The organism is Hydrogenophaga sp. NFH-34, from assembly GCF_021401345.1.
GTDB lineage: Bacteria > Pseudomonadota > Gammaproteobacteria > Burkholderiales > Burkholderiaceae_C > Hydrogenophaga > Hydrogenophaga electricum.
On the sequence record NZ_JACBGE010000010.1, the window covers coordinates 161,296 to 177,898 of the forward strand.

Sequence of the window (16,603 nt, forward strand, 5' to 3'; positions counted from 1 at the left end):
GGCAGGCCTCACCACCGTTTTCCCTCAACCGCTTTCACAACCAGAACCCAAAGATAACCATGAAATCCTTCCAGTCCCACTTCATCTCCCGTGCCGGCCTTGCGTTCGCTGCGGCCACTTTGGCCTCGTCGGCTGCCTTCGCCGGTGGCACTCACAGCGGCGGCCACCACGAGGAGTCACCCATCGGCAAACCGGGTGTCGCCGCCAAGGTCACGCGCACGATCCAGGTCGACATGAGCAACGGCATGCGCTTCAAGCCGTCGGACATCCAGGTCAAGCGGGGTGAAACCGTCCGCTTCGTCCTGAAGAACACCGACAGCGTCAAACACGAGTTCAGCCTGGGTACGCCCAAGGAGTTGGCGGAGCACTACGAGGTGATGAAGAAGTTCCCCGACATGGAGCACGACGAACCCAACAAGATCTCGCTGGCGCCCGGCAAGCAGGGCGAGATCATCTGGCAGTTCACCAAGGCCGGCACCGTGGATTTCGCGTGCCTGCACGTGGGGCATTTCGACGCTGGCATGAAGGGTCAGGTCAAGGTGGCGGCCAAGTGAGCCTTCTTCTGGTTATCTCCACTCAACGAAAGGAATTCACGATGAAGCTGCGAGTGATTTTGAGTGCGGGCGCACTGGCCTTCACGGCCTTTGCCGTCAACCCGGTGCTAGCCCAGATGAACATGGACCACGGAAAAATGGGCATGGCGGCCATGCCCGGCATGACCGACGGCGAGGTCCGCAAGATCGACAGGGACGCCGGCAAGATCACCATCAAGCACGGTGACATCAAGCACATGGACATGCCACCCATGACCATGGTGTTCGTGGTCAAGGACAAGGCCCTTCTGGACAAAGCCGCGGTCGGCGCCAGGATCCTGTTCATGGCCGCGAACGAGAACGGCCAGATGACGGTGACCGACATCCAGCCGGCGAAGTGATGCTGCGCTCCCCTTCCCGCCGTCGGGCCGCGGCCGGCCTTGCTCTGGCAGCGGCGGTTGCGGCCCTGGTCTGGTGGCGATTCGCCGATTCGCCCGGTGCTGTCCCGACGGGGGTGCTTCGTCCGGATGACCCGGTGGTGCTCAAGCGGGGAGAGCAGGTCTACCGGGCGCAATGCGCCAGTTGCCATGGGGCGGATCTGCAGGGACAGGCCAACTGGCGCGAGCGAGGAGCCGACGGCCGCTTGCCTGCACCTCCCCACGATGCAAGCGGCCACACGTGGCACCACCCGGACGATGTGCTGATTCGCATCACCAAGGAAGGGGTGGCGAAGGCCGTCGGCATGCCCGACTACGCCACCAACATGCCCGCCTTTGGCGATTCGCTCAGCGATGCCGATATTGTGGCCGTGCTGTCCTGGATCAAGTCGCAATGGGCGCCAGAGACACGACGCCACCACGACGACATCAACCGGCAGGCTCAGCAGCAGTCGCCGCGCTGAACCTGACTTTTTTGTCATCTCCGGGTCATCTTGCCGACCTGGGTCGGTTAATAGAGTGACCCCATGGCATTTCGCCATGCGTTCTGTCACGAAAGGAAATCGACATGTCCACCTTGATCCGAAGCCTTCTTGCCGTGGCCGTCGCTGGTGCGGCGGTCTCCGCCGCGGCGCAGCAAGCCACCGACCACACCCAGCACCACCCGTCCACCTCGGCGACCAGCACCGCAACCCAGCCGGCCACACCCCAGGCAGGCATGCCCATGGGCATGTCGTCAATGCCACAGATGCAGCAGCACATGACCACGATGCAGGCGCTGCGCACCAGGATGGCGGCCGCCAAGACACCGGCCGAACGCGAGGCCCTGATGGCCGAGCACATGAAGGCCATGCAAGAGGGCATGGACATGATGAAAGCCATGAAGCCCATGGGCGGTATGGCTGGCATGTCGGGGATGCAGGGGATGGGTGCCCCGGGCGCGGCCACGCCGGACCTGACACAGCGTCATCAAATGATGGAGATGCGCATGGACATGATGCAGAACATGATGGAAATGATGATGCAGCGCATGCAACCATCGCCCGCCAAACCCGGCGCTCAGTGACCGCGCCGACGTTCTGACGCTGTTCCTGTTTTCTTATCCAGTTCAGGAGATTGTGTGATGTCGATGTTTTCACGGCGGCAGTTTCTGGGCGGCATGGGCGCGCTGGGGGCAGCAGCAGCCTGCCCGGGCGCCTGGGCCGCCTCAGCCACGCCGTCAGGCCTGTCCACCGACGCGGTCCTTCGCATTGAAGCGCAGGCGACGGGCTTCTCCAACCCCTTGCGCCTGCCGGGCAGCAGTGGCCTCTTCGGGGTGCTGCCCGCGACGGACTTCAGGGAAGTCCACGTGGTCCGCAGCGAGATCGAGGTGCTGCCGGGGCAGCGCACGCCTGTCCTGGCCTATGCCGTGCAGGCGGGCGGCAAGACCTTCCTCAACCCGGCGCTGCTGGCGCGCCAGGGCGACCAGATGCGCGTGAAGCTGATCAACCGCATCGATCAACCCACCGTCATTCACTGGCACGGCCTGAGCGTGGATTCGCGCAACGACGGCAACGGGCTCCACGTGGTGGCGCCGGGCCAGCAGATGGACTACGCCTTCACCGTGCAGGACCGGTCGTCGATGTACTGGTACCACCCCCATGCGCACGGCTTCATTCCCCAGCAGGCCTACCACGGGCTTGCCAGCCTGCTCTTTGTCGAGGACGACGACGAAACCGCCCTGCGCAAGGAACTGGCGCTGGCGCTGGGTGAATCCGAGATCCCGCTGGTGCTGCAGGACAAGGAATTCGACGCACAGGGACGCCTCCGGTACGCACCCAGCGCCGCACAGTCTTTTGGCGGCTGGGTGGGCAGCCGGCTGATGGTCAACCTGACCGAGCGTCCGGTGCTCAAGGCGGGTCGCCGCATCGTGCGTTTCCGGCTGCTCAACGGGAGCAACGCGCGCAGTTACCGGCTGGCGTTCCTGCAACAAGGCCGGGCCCTGGGCTTCTACCTGGCGGGCACGGACGGGGGATTGCTGGCCCAGCCCGTGCGCATCGATCAGACCTTCCTTTCGCCCGGTCAGCGGCTGGATGTGCTGGTGGACTTCCGGGAAGCCGAAGGCGGTCGGCCGGTGACCCTGGCCTCGCTGCCCTTTGATCCGATGCACCAGGAGGGTGGACACGACATGGCGGCGATGGACCACAGCCAGCACGGCGCGGCCCACGGTGCCGCCGCGCCCGCCGCCATGGCGATGGAAGGCGATGCGCGGGCCCTGATGCGTATTGACCTGGCGGCAGCCGGAGTGCCCTATGACCGGCGCATGCCCTCCCGGCTGTCCAGCCTCGCCGCACCGGCCGAACCGGCGGGCGCCCTGCGCCGCATGCGGCTGGGTCACGACGGCCAGGGGCACTGGACCATCAATGACGGGGTGTTCGACCACGCCGCCGTGCAGTTGACCGTGCAGCGCGGCGCGCGCGAGACCTGGCTGATCGAGAACGCCGCACGCAGCATGCCGCATCCCATGCACCTGCACGGCTTCTCGTTCCGGGTGCTCGAACGCCTGGGCAGCCCGGCCCAGATCCGCCCCCTGGCCGGCGCGCGCGGCCTGCTGCCGCAGGACCTGGGGGTGGTGGACACCCTGCAGGTCTGGCCGGGCGAGTCGGTGAAGGTCGCCATCGACTTCTCGCACCCCCACGCCGGCGATCAGGACTATGTCTTTCACTGCCACACGCTGGAACATGCCGAGGCGGGAATGATGATGCGATACCAGGTCAAGGCCTGAGGAACTCACCATGAACATTCGAACCATCAGCAAACGTCTCGCCGTGATCCCCACCTGTCTCGCCCTGGGCTGGACGTCCGCTGCTCTGGCCGCGTCCAAGGTCTACGTCGCCAATGAAACCGATGGCACGGTCAGCGTGATCGCGACCGACACCCGCCAGACCATCCGCACCATCACCGTCGGCGCGGGCGCCCACAACGTCCAGGCCACCGCCGACGGCCGGCGGGTCTGGGTGACCAACAACGGAACGCCACCGGCCGACGCCGGCCACGCGGGCCACCAGGGGATGTCGGGCGCCGCACACGCCGCCATGACCACTCCTGGGGAGGTCTGGGCCATCGACACCGCCACCGACACGGTGGTGGGCAAGGTGCCGGTCGGCAAGCATCCCGCGCACGTGGTGGTGTCCCCGGACGGCCGCTGGGTCTACGTGACCAACGGTGGCGACAACACCGTCAGCGTGGTGGACGCCGGGGCAATGAAGGTGGTGACCACCATCGCCACCGGCGCGTTCCCGCACGGCATCCGGCTGAGCCCGGACGGGCAGCAGGCCTATGTGGCCAACCTCAAGGGCGGCACCGTGTCCGTGATCGACACGGCCAGCCGCAAGGAAGTCGAGAGCATTCCTGTGGGCAAGGGGCCGGCCCAGGTGGGGTTCACCGGCGACGGTCGCCTGGCCTTCGTGTCGCTGTCGCAGGAGAACCAGGTGGCCGTCATCGACCCGCGGACGCGCAAAGTGCTGCGCAAGGTTCCTGTCGGCAACGGCCCCATCCAGCTGTTTGCGACCCCGGACAACCAGCGCCTGCTGGTGGCGAACCAGGGCAACCGCAAGACCCCCGGACGCACGGTGAGCGTGATCGACTTGACCTCCTTCAAGGTCACGGCCAGCATCCGCACTGGACGGGGTGCGCACGGGGTCGTGGTCGATGCGGACGGTCGGCAAGCCTACGTGAGCAACCTCTACGACAACACGGTCACCGTGATCGACCTGGCCGCGCACAAGCCGGTCGCCACCGTGCCGGTGGGGGCCGGCCCCAACGGCATCAGCGTAACCCCATAGGAGCAGCCCGATGCATGCGCCGCACCACCACCATCACCCGGCCGCCCATTCGCAGGCGGCGGCGCCTGCGGCGCCCCTGCCGGCGGGCACGGTCTATACCTGCCCGATGCACCCCGAGATCCGCCAGCCGAACCCGGGCAACTGTCCCAAGTGCGGCATGACGCTGGAGCCGGTGATGCCGGAGGCCGAGGAACAGGACAACCCGGAGCTCGCGGATTTCCAGCGCCGGTTCTGGGCCACCTTGCCGCTCACGGTGGTGGTTGCGGTGCTGGCGATGGCGGGGCACCGCCTGGGCTGGTTCGACATGGCGGTGCAGAGCTGGATCGAACTGGCGTTGTCGGTGCCCATCGTCCTGTGGGCGGGCTGGCCCTTCTTCGTGCGGGCCTGGCAGTCGGTGGTGCACCGCAGCCCCAACATGTGGACCCTGATCGGCCTGGGCACGGGGGCCGCGTTCGTCTACAGCGTCGCGGCCACGGTCGCGCCGCAGGCCTTTCCCGCCTCGTTCCAGTCCATGGGGCGGGTGGCGGTGTACTTCGAGGCCGCGGCGGTGATCATCTCGCTCACGCTGCTGGGTCAGGTGCTGGAGCTCAAGGCTCGCTCCCAGACCTCGGCCGCCATCCGTTCCCTGCTTGGGCTGGCGCCCAAGACGGCGCGGCGGATCGGCTCCGACGGGAGGGAAGAGGACGTTCCGCTGGCGCATGTGCACGTCGGCGACCTGCTGCGGGTTCGCCCAGGCGAGAAGGTGCCGGTGGACGGCGTGGTGGTGGAGGGCCAGAGCGCGGTGGACGAATCCATGCTCACCGGCGAGCCGCTGCCGGTCAGCAAACAGGTGGGCTCCCCGCTGATCGGCGCCACGCTCAACACCAGCGGGGCGCTCGTGATGCGTTCGGAACGCGTGGGATCGGCCACCGTGCTGTCCCAGATCGTGCAGATGGTGGCCCTGGCCCAGCGTTCCAGGGCGCCGATGCAGCGCATGGCCGACCAGGTGGCGGGCACCTTCGTGCTGGCCGTGGTGGGCATCGCGGTGCTCACCTTCCTGGGCTGGGGCTGGCTGGGACCGGAGCCCAGTTGGGTCTATGCTCTGATCAATGCGGTCGCGGTGCTCATCATCGCCTGTCCCTGTGCGCTGGGCCTGGCCACGCCCATGTCGATCATGGTGGCCACCGGCCGCGGCGCCGGCCACGGCGTGCTGTTCCGCGACGCCGCCGCCATCGAGAACCTGCGCAAGGTCGACACCCTGATCGTGGACAAGACCGGCACCCTCACGGAAGGACGCCCCACATTCGAGCGCGCCCTTGGCGTGGCGGGCCACACCGACGCGGAGGTGCTGCGGCTGGCGGCCAGCCTGGACCAGGGCAGTGAACATCCACTGGCGGCCGCCATCGTCGCTGCGGCCAGGCAGCAGGGGCTGGTGCTTGAAGCACCCAGTCAGTTCGACTCGGCGTCGGGCATCGGCGTGCACGGCGTGGTGAGCGAGCGGGCGCTGGCCTTGGGCAACACGGCCCTCATGGACCAGCTGGGTGTGGACACCTCGGTGGTGACGACAGAGGCCGAGTCGCTGCGCGGCCAGGGCGCCAGTGTCATGTACTTGGCAGTGGACCAACAACTGGCTGGCCTGCTGGCGGTGTCGGACCCGATCAAGCCGACCACCGCCGAGGCCCTGGCCTCGCTGCGCAAAGCGGGTATCCGCGTCGTGATGGCCACGGGCGACGGCCTGACCACGGCGCACGCTGTGGGCCAGCGCCTGGGCATCGACGAGGTGCACGGCGAAGTGCAGCCCGCTGACAAGCTCCGGCTCGTGGAACGGTTGCAGGCCGAGGGCCGCGTGGTGGCCATGGCGGGGGACGGCATCAACGACGCCCCGGCACTGGCGCGCGCCGATGTGGGCATCGCAATGGGCACCGGCACCGATGTCGCCATGAACAGCGCGCAGCTCACCTTGGTGAAGGGCGACTTGCGTGGCATCGCCACCGCGCGCGAACTCTCGGTGGCCACCGTGGCCAACATGAAGCAGAACCTGGGCTTCGCCTTCGTCTACAACGCGCTGGGCATTCCGCTGGCCGCCGGACTGCTGTATCCGATCACGGGCTGGCTGTTGTCGCCGATGATCGCCGCGCTGGCCATGAGCCTGAGCTCGGTGTCCGTCATCGGCAATGCTCTGCGCCTGCGCAACCGATAACGGACAGATTTACTGGACAGGAGGGCCAGCGCCACGGACATCCTTGCGCACGGAATGTGGGTGGGCCTGGGCGCCGCGGCCTGGCATCAGCGCCGGCCGCTGGATCGCCGCACCGTCGGGTTGGCGGTGGGCCTGGCGGTGCTGCCTGATCTGGCCCAGCTCGCGCCGCTGGTCGCGCTGGCGTTGTCGTCGTCGGAGGGCTGGCGTGTGCTGCTGGCCTACGCCAATGCGCTGCCCGGGTACGAGCCCACGATGTCGCCGCTGCTCGCCGGCCTGACACACCACCTGCATTGCGTGATGCATAGTGCGCTGGTGGCGGGGGCCGTCACAGGGTCACTCTGGCTTTGGCTGGGCCGCTTCTGGTTGCCGCTGTGGGGCTGGTGGTCCCATGTGCTGATCGACGTGTTCACGCACTCGGCCGATTTCTATCCATCACCGGTTTTCTATCCGGTGACCTACTGGGGTCTTGATGGCGTCGCTTGGAACACCCCGTGGTTCATGGTCACCAACTACCTCGCCATCGCCCTCGCAGCCTTGGTTGTTTTCCATCGGTGGTCCCGGGCGAGATAAGCCACCCTCAAAGTCATCCGCCGCTCTGGCTTGATTTCGTGTCCAGCGTGCAGCGGTGACGGACTTCAGCACGCGGCGAGTCTGCAAGACTGGTACGCATTGAAAAAGAAACCCGGTCCAACCCGATCGCCTTTTGCACGTCTTGAGGTCGACGCCCAGCGCCCGTGGCCGTGATGCCATCGACGCCAGCGTCAGACTTCTGTCTGTTCGGATATTTCAAGGGCGTCATCGACTTCGATACCCAGATACCTCACGGTGGACTCCAGCTTGGCGTGTCCAAGCAGCAATTGCACAGCTCGAAGGTTCTTGGTGCGCCGATAGATCAGCGTCGCCTTCGTCCTTCGTATGGAATGCGTCCCATAGTCGGCTCGGTCGAGTCCCAGTTCGTCAACCCAGTGCCCCAGAATTCGTGCGTACTGCCGCGTGCCCAAATGGGGAGATTCGTGAAGCCTGCTGGGAAACAGGAAGTCATCTGATTTCAATGACGCCTGCTTGATCCACTTCTGCAGGGCATCGCGGGTGCCCGCCGTGATTTCGAACTGCACCGGTCGTTGTGTTTTGTGTTGCATCACGATGGCTCGGGCGGCCATCTGATCGCCGTGGCACACGTCACGGACCTTCAGCGCGACCAAGTCGCAGCCACGCAACTTGCTGTCAATACCGAGGTTAAAGAGTGCCAGCTCGCGAATCCTGCCTTCAAGCTGAAGGCGCACACGCAACGCCCAGATATCTTTCAACTTGAAGGGTGCCTTCTGGCCAACGATCTTGCCCTTGTTCCACGGTGCATGGTGAACAGCGGTGCCTGAGGTTTCCATGATGGACTCCCATCAAGTTGAGGGCCACACAGCATGCTCCGGCTCAAGTTCAGGGTGTTTGCGTTAGGTCAAGTTCGAACTAGGGCCTGTTAACACATTCTCAGCCCATCAGCGACAAGGACGAAGCTGATGAAGCCCAGGAACATGAGGTCGAGTTTCTCGAACCGCGAGAAGATGCGTCGATAGCCCTTGAGCCGACGGAATAGGCGCTCGACCTCGTTGCGACGCTTGTACATCTCGCGGTCGTACTCCCAAGGTTCGATCCGAGTCCTCATGGGTGGCACAACCGGAATGAAGCCCAGATCAAGTGCCAGCTGCCGCGTCTCGTTGCCTTCGTAGGCGCGGTCCATCAACAAATGCACCGGCCTGCTGGTCGCCCCAAGGCTGCTGAGCAAACGCCTGCCTTCTGGTGCGTCGTGCGCTTGTCCTGGCGAGAGGCAGAACGTCACGGCCGTTCGAGCATCCGCGGCAACCAGATGAATCTTGGTGTTCCATCCGCCTCGGGACTTTCCGATGGACTGTGGGCCGTTTTTTTTAACGCTCCGGTGCCGTCTGGGTGAACCTTGATGCTGGTGGAGTCCAGCGAGACCGCCTCAATCTTGATACGCACGACCTGCGCCCGCTGCAACTCTTCGAACATGCGATCCAGGACGCCGGCCTTGGTCCAACGGTTCATGCGCGTGTAGATCGTGTGCCAATTGCCCAAGCGCTTGGGCAGTCCGCGCCATTTGCAACCGTGCTCGGCCACATAGAGGATGGCGTTGACCACCTGCAGGTTGCTCAGGCTGACGTTGCCACGCTGCCTGGGAAGACAGTGCTCAATCGTGGCGAACTGCTCGGGTGTGATTTCCATACCCGAGAGTGTCCGTCGTCATCTCAGTGATTGCCATTAGTGTTATTGATCCGGCATCAACGAACTTGAATCAAGCTGCATAGCGAACCGGACCATGCTCGAAGTACTTGCGAATTCGCTCAGGCTGTCGCTGCACGCTGCGCAAGTGGCGCGCGGTAGCCTTGACCAGTTGCTGCGTCGTGCGCGCTGGGGCCAACTTCGTGACGGCCTGCTTGATGTCAGCGTTGGCCATCTCGTCGGGGTTGAGTTCGGGGCTGTAGCTGGGCAGATAGAACACCTCGATCACATCGGCGTGCTCGGCCAGCCAGGCCTTGAGCGGCTTGGCGTGATGCACTCGCAGGTTGTCCAGGATCAGGAACAACTTCTTGGTGGCGCCCTTGATCAGCCGGCGAAGGAAGTCGATCAGGATGTCGGTGTTGAGCGCTCCATCGAAGATGCGCCAGCGCATCTGCCCCTTGTTGGTCACGGTCGAGATCACCGACAGGCCATGTCGCTTGTTGTTGACCCGGATCACCGGCGTCTGCCCCTTGGGCGCAAAGCCACGGCCGCGCACGTCGTCGCTGCGCAGCCCGCTCTCGTCGCCCCAGTGAATCTCGGCACCCTCGGCCTTGGCACGCGCAGCGATGACCGGATAGTCCTCGTCCAGCCACTTCTTGACTGCGGCGGGCGATTGCTCGTAGGCCTTCTTCACCGGCTTTTGCGGCGTGAAGCCCCAGCGCGCCAGGTACAGCCCCATCGTGCGCACCGGCAGGCGAATGCCAAAACGCTGCTCGATGAGCTGCGCCACCGCTGCGCGCGTCCACAGCGCGTAGGGCATCTTCAACTGGTCGGGCGTTTTGTCGGTGATGAGCTTGCGCACTGCGGCCTCCTGCGTCGCGTCGAGCAGCCGGCCATCGCCGCTCTTGCGCCCGCTGGGTGCGTCGCGCAAGGCCTTGGCGCCCGCCGCTTCGTGGCGTTTGCAGATGTCAAACACGCCGGTTCGACTCAGCCCCGTTTGTGCCGCAATCTCGTCGTAGGTCTGGCCCGCCTTGCGCAGTCGTATGACCTGCACGCGCCGCTCGTGCCGCGCATCGCGCGAGAGCTTTCTCATGTCGGTTGCTTCCATCATGCTCAGATGATGACGCAACCAAATAGTTCAAGTTAAATTATTCCGAATAAATAACACGCCCTAGGCTGTCCACTCATGGTTCTGGGACTGTGTACGCCATTTGTGTCGGAGTGAATGACTGTTCTACGGACAACAGCGGGTATTCGGATCAGTGCAGCGAGGGACAGCAATCGCTGCACAGCTCCCTTCATAAATTTGCCCCACCTTCCGGGCTTTCTTTTTTTGGGCTTGCCTCACGAAACCCATGATGCAACCAACGCGAAAGCGCTGGAAAACAGCCCAAATCCAGCAGCAGAACAGGCTTCTCCCAGTCCTACATTGACCTCACAGCACCCAGCGAGATGAAGTGACCTTCACCTCCAGCGGATGCAGGAACTGTGAGGTGTCTGGTGGACTTCATCCTTTCAAGAATTCGGCACTTGGTCTCGCGCTCCGGAGCAACGCGCGCAGCAGCCACCAGCCGGAAGTCACGCGCTGCGGTGGCGTCTGCCGCGGTGCTTTCGACGAGCTTTCTCGCCCCCACGGCCGCGCATGCCGTAGACGGTTGCCTGGTGTTGCTGTGCTTCGCGGCACCCAGCTGGAAGTCGATCCCTCAATGTGTGCCGCCGATTCGGCAGGTACTTCGGGACCTGGCCCGGGGTAAGGCATTCCCCACTTGCGGGATGTCCGGCGCTGGCAATTCGGCCAGGCATGCGTGGGCCCGAGCACCGGGCAACTGCCCGCCCCAGTACACCCGTGTGCACGAGGCCGAAAGCGGTCCGATTTACACCTGTGACTACACCGGTGCGATCACGGTCACCATCGACGGAAAGCAGTTCACGCGCACTTGGTGGGACATGGGTGGCGACACGGTGACGGATTTCAGTCCGGTCGCGAAGTCCCAGCTCGGCACCTGGGACACCCAGTACGACGACGACCGGGCGGCCTGGCTTCGCTCTCGTCCTTGAGGCCAGCGCCATGGAAGCCTCCACCTTTGCGGCACTGGCACTGGCCTGTGCACCACAAGTCCATCTTTCCACGGCTCAAGCGCTCGTCTCCGTCGAAAGCGCCTTCAACCCCTGGGCCATCGGCGTGGTGGGTGGTGCATTGCGCCGCCAGCCCGACAACCGGGATGAAGCACTGGCCACTGCCAATCAGTTGCTCACCGCCGGGCGCAACTTCAGCGTCGGCCTGGGACAAATCAACGTGAGCAACTTTCAGCGCCTGGGTTTGAACACCAGCAGTGCCTTCGACCCCTGCCAGAACCTGTCGGCCATGCAGTCCGTGTTGACGGAATGCTTCGACCGAGCAGGCCTGACACAAAGTGGGGCGGCCCCCCTTCAGTCCGCCCTGCGCAAAGCCCTCTCTTGCTACTACAGCGGCAACTTCTCAACCGGCTTTCGCCATGGCTATGTGCAGAAGGTTGTCGCCGCTGCCCGCTCACTGCCCCACCCTCGTTCCAACCCCTCATCCAAGGAGCCGTCATGAATCGCCAGAAACTGTCTCAAGGCCAGGTCCGTGCCCTCAGCCTGTTGATGTTGCTGCCACCCCAGGTCTGGGCGCAAGGCTTCGACAAGGTGAACACGACGGTCACCAACGTCAACGCGATCCTGGTGACGATCTCTGTAGCCGTGGTGACGATCGCCATCATCTGGGCCGGTTTCAAGATGATCTTTCAGGGCGCCCGGCTGGCGGATGTGGCCAACATTCTGATCGGTGGAACCTTGGTCGGTGGTGCTGCGGCGTTCGCCAGCTACATCGTCAGCTGACCTCAGCAGGCACCCGCCATGCAAGCCGAAACCATCTACAAGGGCGCGACCCGCCCGGCCATGAAGCTGGGCATTCCGCTGGTGCCACTGGTGGTGCTTTTCGGTAGCGGGATGCTGCTGATGATGTGGGGCGGCATCCTCGTGAGCTGGTGGATCGCAGTGGGCGTGCTGGTGTCCTTCGTGCCCACCCTGTTCTGGATGCGCTGGGTGACATCCCGAGACGACCAGCGGTTTCGGCAAATCTTCATCGCACTCAAGCTGCGATTGCACGACCGCAACCGGCGGTTCTGGTGCGCGCGCAGCTACTCACCCACCCTTTTTCGGGGAGCGTCCGATGACTGGCATCTTTGACCGCTCGGGGAAGGCCGCACGCCGCACAACGCGACGCCCTGTGGCAGGTGGCCCGCAGCCTCGCCACTGGTCGCAGGCACTGGCGGAGAACCCATTGACCAGGTTCGTACCCTTCTCTTCGCTGCTGAGCGACCATGATGTCATCACCCGTGGTGGCGATTTCCTGCGGGTGTGGCGGCTCGACGGTGTGGCCTTCGAGTGCGCCGACGACTACCTGGTTACGGAACGACACGAAGCACTTTGCAGCCTGCTGCGCAACCTCTCGGGTGGCCAGTGGGCCATCTGGACCCACCGGCTGCACCGCAAGATTCAGGATGCTCTGAGCGACCCAGCGGAAGATGGGTTTGCCAAAGACCTGTCACAGGCCTATCAGGCGCACCTGAACCAGCGGGCGATGATGAGCAACGAGCTGTACCTGACCCTGGTCTACCGGCCCACCGCCTCCCGCATCAGCCGGGCGCTGCAGTCGCCGCAGCGGTCCAAGGCTGCCATAGCGGAGGCCCATGCCGAAGCGCTGCGGGTGATGGAAGAGCGCACCGCGTTCGTTCACAGGGTGCTGCGCGGGTTTGGCCCGCAGCTCCTGGGCGTGCGTGAAAAACGGGGCCGCCTCTATTCGGAAGTCGCCGAGTTTCTGGGTTACCTGGTCAACGGGTACTGGAAGCCCGTGCCATTTACTGCCGGACCACTGCACCGCACCCTGCCCTCGACCCGCCTTTCATTTGGCGGCGACAAGCTGGAGCTGAGAAATGGGGATCAGCGGCGCTGCGCAGCCCTGGTGGACATCAAGGAATACGCCGATGCTGTTGAACCCGGCATCCTCAACGCCTTGCTGTACGAAGACAGCGAGTTCATCGAGACCCAGAGTTTTTCGATCCTGCCGCGCCGCGAGGCCACCCGTGCCCTTGAGCTGCAACGCGATCAGCTGATCGCCAGCGACGATGTGGTTTCCAGCCAGATCGCGGACATGGACGAGGCATTGAACGAGCTGGGCGATGGCCAGTTCTGCATGGGCGAGTACCACTACAGCCTGGTGGTCTTCGGCAACCCGGGGGAAGACAGCCTGGCCGATGCCGGACGACGGGCGGCTCAGGCCATTGGCGCCGTGGGTGAGTCGTCCAGCCTGCAGATGTCGCCGGTGGACCTGGTGGCCGATGCCGCCTGGTTTGCCCAGATGCCCGGTAACTGGCAGTGGCGCCCGCGCGATGCCAAGTTGTCTTCTCGCGCTTTCGCCGCCCTGGCCAGCGGGCACAACTTCGCCCGTGGCAAACGAGACGGCAACCCCTGGGGTGAAGCCTTGGCGCTGCTGAGAACGCCGTCTGGCCAACCGTTCTATCTGAACTTCCACAGCAGCCCCGACGGTGAAGACTCGGCCGACAAGAAGCTACCGGGCAACACCATCATCATCGGGTCCACCGGGGTCGGCAAAACCACGCTGGAAATGTTCCTGCTGACACTGACCCGCAAGTGGAACCCCGCTCCCCGACTGGTGCTGTTTGATCTGGACCGCGGGTGCGAGATTGCCATCCGGGCCATGAACGGCCGGTACTTCACGCTCGAAGCGGGCAAGCCAACGCACCTCAACCCGCTGCAGCGCGATCCCACACCGGCCCGCATCCAGTTCTGGGAACAGCTGGTGCGCACCTGCATCGCCACACCCGCCCTGCCCCTGCTGCCGGCCGATGAGCGCGCCATCGCTGACGCCGTGAAGACGGTGGCGATGATGCCGACCGCCTTGCGCCGCTTCTCGACCATTCGCCAGAACCTGCCCAAGTCTGGCGAAAACAGTCTGTACGAGCGCCTGGGCCGCTGGTGCGAGGGCGGCGCCTTGGGCTGGGTGTTTGATCAAGCCAACGACCAGCTGATGAACCTGCAGTCCGCATCGGTCATCGCTTTCGACACCACCGAGTTACTGGACCTGCCCGAGGTCCGCACGCCGGTCATGCTGTACCTGCTCCAGGTGATGGAGGAGCTTGTCAACGGCGAGCGGATGATCTATGTGATCTCGGAGTTCTGGAAAGCGCTGGACCACGACATCTTCAGCGACTTCGCCAAACAGAAGCAGAAGACGATCCGCAAGCAGAACGGCCTGGGCATCTTCGATACACAGAGCCCATCTGACGTGCTGCGCCACCCCATCGGCCGCACGATGGTGGAACAGAGCGTCACCAAGATCTTTCTGGCCAACCCCGAAGCGGTGCGCGAGGAATACGTGGAGGGCTTCGGTCTCAGCGAGGCCGAATTCGGCATCGTGCGTAGCCTGGGCGCGCAAGGCGGCAGGCGCTTCCTGGTCAAACAAGGGCACAGCAGCGCGATCTGCGAGTTAGACCTCAGCGGTTTACAGGACTTCGTGACCGTACTGTCGGCCACCACCGACAACGTCGCCCTGCTGGACACCGTTCGTGAACAACACGGTAACGATCCGTTTCTCTGGCTTCCCGTGCTGCTGCGCGAGGTTCAGGATCGCAAATCCCGCAACTCCAGGAGAGCGACATGAACCGGTTTCACACCCTTCCCATTGTGTTGACGCTTGTCGTTGTCAGCACGAGCGCCAGCGCCCAATTCGTGAAAGGCAACGAGGCGGTTCGCGACTCAACCACCGGTGAACGGTTGGTCGAGTTGGCGCCACTGCCCAGCTCCGGTCCCATCCGAAAGACCAAGTCCTGCCTGGCTCAAGCAGGATGCCATGCAGGCCCTTGGCACATGGTGGAAACACGAGAAGGTCTGATGGAGTGCACTGAGGTCTATGCACGTGAAGGCACCTGCAGACCCTCCAGCTACGGCACCACCAAACTCTCGCGCATCTGGGTGCTCAAGACCAGCGGTCAGTGGCTGCAGTGCCAGTACCCCGATCTGGGCAGCAAGTGCGTCAAGGTCTTCGCACCGCCACCGACCAACCTGCCCTACCCGGCCGTGCAATAAGGGAGCGATGTCATGTTCGCCTGGGTCGGTTCCAACTTCGACGCGATTCTGAGCACCTACGTGCTCGGCGTGGTGTCCTCCCTCATGTCGGCGATCACGCCCATTGCGCTGTCGGCGATGACGCTGTGGGTGGCCCTCTACGGCTGGGCCGTGCTGCGCAACGAGGTGTCTGAAACCGTGCCCACTTTCGTCTGGAAGGTGTTCAAGATCGGGCTGGTGCTGGCCTTTGCCTTGCAGTCAGGCTTCTACATCAGCAACGTGTCGGACACCGCCAACGCGTTGGCCATGGGCGTGGCCAGTACCTTTCTGCCTTCTGGCGTTGACCCCGCCACGATCAGCTCGCCCTACGCCCTTCTCGACAAGTTCAACGACGACGCCAGCGCTCAAGTCGCCGACATTATGAAAGAGGCCAGCGTGCTTCGGCTGGACCTGCTGCTGGCGGGCGGCATCTTCTCCATCGGAACCGTCTTCTTCCTCTGCATCGCCCTCTTCGTCGTCACGCTCGCCAAGCTGTTCCTGACATTCGTGATCGCCATCGGTCCGCTGTTCATCCTGTGCCTGGCCTGGCGCCCCACCGCCCGGTTCTTCGACAGCTGGTTGTCGATGGTGCTGAACGCCGTGGTGCTCACCTGGTTCGCCTTCTTCGCGCTGGGCCTGAGCGCCTACATGGGCGCCGCCATGTTCAAGGCCATCAACGACGGTGGCGGCTTCCTCGGCAGCACCTTCAACGTGCTGGGTGAAGCCACCCGCTACTGCGTGCTCATGATCCTCATGGCCATCCTCTGCTTCCAGGCGCCCAGCCTCGCCTCGGCCCTGACAGGGGGCGCAGCGATTCAACAAGGCATTCAGATGATCCAGAACGCCATGATGGTCTCGGGCCTGCGCTCAGCATCCTCCGCCCGATCAGCAGGCGGTACAGGCGCGGGGGGCATGATCCGCTCAGGCGCTGGTGCGGGTGCCACGACGGGTGCCGCCGTAGCAGCCACAGGTCGTTACGCCGGAAACATGGCCCGCAGGGGCTACGGAGCCGCACGGTCTGCGGCATACCGACTCGCCGCCCTGCGCGGCCGGTCTTGATCTCCCACTTGCCAAGGAGCACACCATGAACTACCGCCTCAAGGTCGCCGCCGCCGTTTTGATTTCTCGGGTATTCGTAAAAGCGGGTGGGCGCCAACAATGGGCTGATGTATGTCACGCCAGCCAGAAGTCGTAAAACAGTGTTGCAAACATTGTCGCTTCACTGTACAGTTACGCTATCGAAAATCG

The 16,603-nt window shown here is 64.2% G+C and carries 18 protein-coding genes; 15 read left to right on the forward strand and 3 right to left on the reverse strand.

Features of this window, described 5'->3' with window-relative positions:
* The first annotated feature begins 59 nt into the window (after window positions 1–59).
* The 8 genes from L0977_RS11640 to L0977_RS11675 all read left to right on the forward strand — a co-directional run bounded on the left by L0977_RS11640 (window position 60) and on the right by L0977_RS11675 (window position 7,543).
* Window positions 60–554 carry a cupredoxin domain-containing protein gene (locus L0977_RS11640; RefSeq protein ID WP_234265031.1) on the forward strand — a complete coding sequence of 165 codons (495 nt, stop codon included), beginning with the start codon at window positions 60–62 and terminating at the stop codon, window positions 552–554.
* The gene (locus tag L0977_RS11645) at window positions 551–934 is read left to right on the forward strand and encodes a copper-binding protein (protein ID WP_234265032.1); all 384 of its coding nucleotides are present in this window, start codon (window positions 551–553) and stop codon (window positions 932–934) included. Before L0977_RS11640 ends, L0977_RS11645 begins: the two co-directional genes overlap by 4 nt.
* Window positions 934–1,434, forward strand: coding sequence for a c-type cytochrome (locus L0977_RS11650; protein ID WP_234265033.1), 501 nt, complete (start codon window positions 934–936; stop codon window positions 1,432–1,434). The genes L0977_RS11645 and L0977_RS11650 overlap by 1 nt, the downstream gene beginning before the upstream one ends.
* A 104-nt stretch (window positions 1,435–1,538) precedes the next feature.
* The gene (locus L0977_RS11655) at window positions 1,539–2,036 is read left to right on the forward strand and encodes a hypothetical protein (RefSeq protein ID WP_234265034.1); all 498 of its coding nucleotides are present in this window, start codon (window positions 1,539–1,541) and stop codon (window positions 2,034–2,036) included.
* Between the two features lie 57 nt (window positions 2,037–2,093).
* A complete protein-coding gene (locus L0977_RS11660) occupies window positions 2,094–3,734 on the forward strand; it encodes a multicopper oxidase family protein (RefSeq protein ID WP_234265035.1) in 1,641 nt (546 codons plus the stop codon).
* A 10-nt stretch (window positions 3,735–3,744) separates the two neighbouring features.
* Complete coding sequence (locus L0977_RS11665; RefSeq protein ID WP_234265036.1) at window positions 3,745–4,794, forward strand: YVTN family beta-propeller repeat protein; 1,050 nt, start codon at window positions 3,745–3,747, stop codon at window positions 4,792–4,794.
* A gap of 10 nt (window positions 4,795–4,804) precedes the next feature.
* Window positions 4,805–6,973: a copper-transporting P-type ATPase gene (locus L0977_RS11670; protein ID WP_234265037.1), complete on the forward strand. Its 2,169-nt coding sequence runs from the start codon at window positions 4,805–4,807 to the stop codon at window positions 6,971–6,973.
* Between the two features lie 60 nt (window positions 6,974–7,033).
* Entirely contained in the window at window positions 7,034–7,543 is a 510-nt protein-coding gene (locus L0977_RS11675) for a hypothetical protein (protein ID WP_234265038.1), read from the forward strand.
* Window positions 7,544–7,734: 191 nt separating this feature from the next.
* Here L0977_RS11675 and L0977_RS11680 read toward each other — a convergent pair whose 3' ends face one another.
* From L0977_RS11680 to L0977_RS11690, 3 genes are all read right to left on the reverse strand, one after another.
* Entirely contained in the window at window positions 7,735–8,358 is a 624-nt protein-coding gene (locus L0977_RS11680) for a tyrosine-type recombinase/integrase (RefSeq protein ID WP_234265039.1), read from the reverse strand.
* An 89-nt stretch (window positions 8,359–8,447) separates the two neighbouring features.
* Window positions 8,448–9,211 (reverse strand): IS5 family transposase gene (locus tag L0977_RS11685; protein WP_234265040.1). Its coding sequence is split into 2 segments (ribosomal slippage): window positions 8,448–8,896 and window positions 8,896–9,211, totalling 765 coding nucleotides; the frame shifts between segments, so codons are not numbered across the junction.
* Between the two features lie 70 nt (window positions 9,212–9,281).
* Entirely contained in the window at window positions 9,282–10,316 is a 1,035-nt protein-coding gene (locus tag L0977_RS11690) for an IS630 family transposase (RefSeq protein ID WP_234265054.1), read from the reverse strand.
* A 740-nt stretch (window positions 10,317–11,056) separates the two neighbouring features.
* Here L0977_RS11690 and L0977_RS11695 point away from each other — a divergent pair.
* The 7 genes from L0977_RS11695 (at window position 11,057) to L0977_RS11725 (ending at window position 16,414) form a co-directional block, all read left to right on the forward strand.
* Entirely contained in the window at window positions 11,057–11,266 is a 210-nt protein-coding gene (locus L0977_RS11695; RefSeq protein WP_234265041.1) for a hypothetical protein, read from the forward strand.
* A gap of 10 nt (window positions 11,267–11,276) precedes the next feature.
* Window positions 11,277–11,786: a lytic transglycosylase domain-containing protein gene (locus L0977_RS11700; RefSeq protein WP_234265042.1), complete on the forward strand. Its 510-nt coding sequence runs from the start codon at window positions 11,277–11,279 to the stop codon at window positions 11,784–11,786.
* Window positions 11,783–12,067, forward strand: a complete 285-nt coding sequence (locus L0977_RS11705; RefSeq protein WP_234265043.1) for a TrbC/VirB2 family protein — start codon at window positions 11,783–11,785, stop codon at window positions 12,065–12,067. Before L0977_RS11700 ends, L0977_RS11705 begins: the two co-directional genes overlap by 4 nt.
* Before the next feature lie 18 nt (window positions 12,068–12,085).
* Complete coding sequence (locus L0977_RS11710; RefSeq protein ID WP_234265044.1) at window positions 12,086–12,418, forward strand: type IV secretion system protein VirB3; 333 nt, start codon at window positions 12,086–12,088, stop codon at window positions 12,416–12,418.
* Window positions 12,402–14,912: a VirB4 family type IV secretion/conjugal transfer ATPase gene (locus tag L0977_RS11715; RefSeq protein ID WP_442786629.1), complete on the forward strand. Its 2,511-nt coding sequence runs from the start codon at window positions 12,402–12,404 to the stop codon at window positions 14,910–14,912. Before L0977_RS11710 ends, L0977_RS11715 begins: the two co-directional genes overlap by 17 nt.
* A gap of 230 nt (window positions 14,913–15,142) precedes the next feature.
* Window positions 15,143–15,337: a hypothetical protein gene (locus L0977_RS11720; protein ID WP_234265046.1), complete on the forward strand. Its 195-nt coding sequence runs from the start codon at window positions 15,143–15,145 to the stop codon at window positions 15,335–15,337.
* A 12-nt stretch (window positions 15,338–15,349) separates the two neighbouring features.
* Complete coding sequence (locus L0977_RS11725) at window positions 15,350–16,414, forward strand: type IV secretion system protein (RefSeq protein WP_234265047.1); 1,065 nt, start codon at window positions 15,350–15,352, stop codon at window positions 16,412–16,414.
* Window positions 16,415–16,603: the final 189 nt, after the last annotated feature.